Below are 3,062 nucleotides of genomic sequence, written 5' to 3' on the forward strand. Positions count from 1 at the left end.
AATGTTCGAGTTGTACTCGACGTGAGCGGTGTTGATGGTGATACCGCGCGCTTTTTCTTCCGGAGCCGAGTCGATCTTGTCGAACTCAACGACGGCCGAACCGAAAACTTCGGAGCAGACGCGAGTCAGCGCTGCAGTCAGAGTAGTCTTACCGTGGTCAACGTGGCCGATAGTCCCGACGTTAACGTGAGGTAGCGAACGATCAAACTTTTCCTTAGCCATCGATACAGTCCTCCGCAGAAGAAATTGTCATACAGCCTATAAAACAAAGGCAGATATTTTCATATCTGCCTTGTTTATATGGAGCTCTTGAGCGGACTTGAACCGCTGACCTCACCCTTACCAAGGGTGTGCTCTACCAACTGAGCTACAAGAGCGAAACACTTTGTGCAACAACAGCAAACTTGGAGCGGGTAGCGGGAATCGAACCCGCATCATCAGCTTGGAAGGCTGAGGTTCTACCACTAAACTATACCCGCAGAGCCTGCAGCTCTCGCTAAAACTGGTGGAGGGAGAAGGATTCGAACCTTCGAAGCTCTCGCAACGGATTTACAGTCCGTCCCCTTTGACCGCTCGGGAATCCCTCCAGATGTGGCCGGCATTCTATTTGTCTGCCGCCCTAGTGTCAAGCGTTTTTTCAAATTTTTTCAATCAAATCTGAAACTTAGCTGCTTTGACACCGCTTCGGGCTCTACCACCTCAGTGGTGTTCCCTGTGAAGCGGGCGCCATTCTATCAAGCTATTCAGCAGTTGCAATACCCTCGCACAAAATAATTTTGTGTTTTAAGTCTTTGAAATCCTTGGAAAGAGTCGAGAGCACCGCAGGGTCCAGCAAACGCTCGCTTTCAGGGGCTATCTTGAGCCAGAAGCCCTCGGCGCCCGGCAACTGCCCAACCACCGGCAGGGCGACGATATCCAGGCTGACCAGGCGCTGACGCAGGGCATCGAGCTGCTCGCGAACCGCCAGACCACCCACTACCAAGCATTCGTCGCGCCGCCTGGCAGGTGCCGCGGCCCCGGTCTCGCGCAACAGGCGTATTTCCTGCTGGGAGCCTTTGTACAACGACAACGGGGCGACTTCCTTGACCTTAAGCGGAGCTTCCTGCTGGTGCCACACGTAATAAACGACGTTGAGCACTACCAACAGCAGAAACAACCAGCGCATAGTCACCTCGACTCAATTGGGCAGGCCATGGCCAAGCCGACAAAGACCAGATCCGGCACGATCCGCGCCTGAGGTGCGGCGTCTTGCACCAACGGCGCATCACCCCCGGTCAGGAAGACCGTGAAATCCTCATCCCACAGCGCCCTCGCCTGCTCGATCTGGGTACGGGCAAAGCCCTGGAGCATCAACACACAACCACGCTCGACCGCTTCGACGGTGGAGCGCCCCGGTGCCAGGCTGCCCAGGGCACGCTCGGCCGAGGCATCGTCATAGCGGATTCGCCGGGTGTGGGTGCGCAACTGGCTACGCATCAGCGGCATGCCCGGACAGATATACCCACCAAGGTGCTCACCGTCGGCCGCGACATAGTCGGCCTTGGCCGCAGTACCGAAATCGATGACCAGGCAGGCGCGACCCGCCAGGTGATAGGCGCCCAACGCGCCGAGCCAGCGATCCATCCCCAGGCGCTGGTAGTCCTCGTAGCCATTGCGAACACCGGCCATTTCCTTCACCGGCTGGGCCACACTCACTTCGACCCCGAACGAAGCCAGGATCAACGCACACAGCGCCGAAGTCTCTTCTTCACTGCGTACGCTGACCATCCGGCAGCCGATCAGGCGCAGGGATGAAAGCGCCGCGACAGCCGCCACCAGCGCCTGGTCGGAGTCGACGATACCGCCACCATTGATGGTGGCGTCAGCCGCATGGATGACGCGCCACTTGATAAAACTGTTTCCGCAATCGAGCTCAAGAATCATCACGCAACCTCAAACTGAGCTCGCCACCGCTGAAGCTCTTTTCCACACCATCCACCTCGAGACGCAAGCCGCCCTGCCCATCCACGCCCAACGCCACCCCATCGATGCGAGTGGTGCCGGCGACCAGCGAAACTTTCCGCCCCTGCCACAGGTGCGCCTGCTCCCATTCTTCCTGGAACGCGGCGAAACCATAGCGGCGATGACGGGCCAGCTCATGCTGCAGTTGCTGACTTAGCTCCGCCACCAAGCGGTTGCGATCCACCAACTGTCCGGTCTCGCCGCGCATGGAGGTCCAGGGTTGGTCGATCCGCTCCCCGCCCTGCATGTTCACGTTGATACCGATACCCAGCACCACATGGCAGACGTCTGCCGGATCGCCGACCAGCTCCAGGAGGATGCCGGTGATCTTGCGCCCGCTAGCCAGGACATCATTGGGCCATTTCAGCCCGACATCCTTCAGGCCGAACGTCTTCAGCGTGCGCATGACCGCCAGGCCAACCACCAGGCTCAATCCCTCGAGCTGGCGCATGCCGCCATCGATACGCAGCACCAGGCTGTAATAGAGGTTTTCAGCGAACGGACTGACCCATTGGCGGCCACGACGTCCGCGCCCAGCGCTCTGGCGTTCGGCCAGCACCAGGAAGGGCGCCGCCTGCCCTTGGGCGGCAAGCCTCAGGCCCTCGGCATTGGTGGAGTCAATGGTGTCATGAATGAAAGCCGGCCACGGCTCGCCCTCCGAAAACCCGGCGATCGCCTGAGATTCAAGCAGGTTCAGTGGCGCTGCCAACTGATAGCCACGGCCGCGGACCTTGTGAATGGTCAGGTTCAGTTCGCTCTCAAGGTGCTGCAGCTGCTTCCAGACGGCGCTGCGGCTTACCCCGAGGGCGGCCCCCAGGGCTTCTCCGGAATGGAACCGGCCATCCTTGAGGAGATTCAACAACTTCAGCATGCCAGTCTCGACTTGGAATAAGGCTGGCATGATAGCCACGCCCCGAGGGCTTGCATAGGAAAAGGGCTACCGCCAGCCCCACAGCCGACGCGAGCCCTGTAGGAGCGCCGGTATGGCGTTGATGTTGGAACGCGGAAAAGACAAAACCCCTACCTGCTCGCGCAGATAGGGGTTTTGCGAAATGAATCTT

At 59.3% G+C, this 3,062-nt stretch carries 4 protein-coding genes and 3 tRNA genes; all 7 read right to left on the minus strand.

From position 1 onward, the window contains the following. The coding region (locus CC207_RS13485; RefSeq protein WP_256582019.1) for a GTP-binding protein at window positions 1–222 on the minus strand (222 nt) is incomplete at its 3' end. A gap of 79 nt (window positions 223–301) precedes the next feature. Next, window positions 302–377: transfer RNA gene (locus tag CC207_RS13490), tRNA-Thr, on the minus strand. Window positions 378–405: 28 nt separating this feature from the next. After that, a tRNA-Gly gene (locus tag CC207_RS13495) sits at window positions 406–479 on the minus strand. Window positions 480–503: 24 nt separating this feature from the next. Next, window positions 504–587, minus strand: a tRNA-Tyr gene (locus CC207_RS13500). 152 nt (window positions 588–739) lie between these two features. Continuing rightward, on the minus strand, window positions 740–1,165 hold the full coding sequence (locus CC207_RS13505; RefSeq protein WP_028692319.1) for a hypothetical protein: 426 nt from the start codon (window positions 1,163–1,165) through the stop codon (window positions 740–742). Window positions 1,166–1,167: 2 nt separating this feature from the next. After that, window positions 1,168–1,923 carry a pantothenate kinase gene (locus CC207_RS13510; RefSeq protein WP_028692320.1) on the minus strand — a complete coding sequence of 252 codons (756 nt, stop codon included), beginning with the start codon at window positions 1,921–1,923 and terminating at the stop codon, window positions 1,168–1,170. Continuing rightward, window positions 1,913–2,872, minus strand: coding sequence for a bifunctional biotin--[acetyl-CoA-carboxylase] ligase/biotin operon repressor BirA (gene birA / locus CC207_RS13515; protein WP_028692321.1), 960 nt, complete (start codon window positions 2,870–2,872; stop codon window positions 1,913–1,915). Before birA ends, CC207_RS13510 begins: the two co-directional genes overlap by 11 nt. Window positions 2,873–3,062: the final 190 nt, after the last annotated feature.

The sequence above is a fragment of the Pseudomonas sp. DrBHI1 genome (genome assembly GCF_002205115.1).
Classification (GTDB): domain Bacteria; phylum Pseudomonadota; class Gammaproteobacteria; order Pseudomonadales; family Pseudomonadaceae; genus Aquipseudomonas; species Aquipseudomonas mosselii.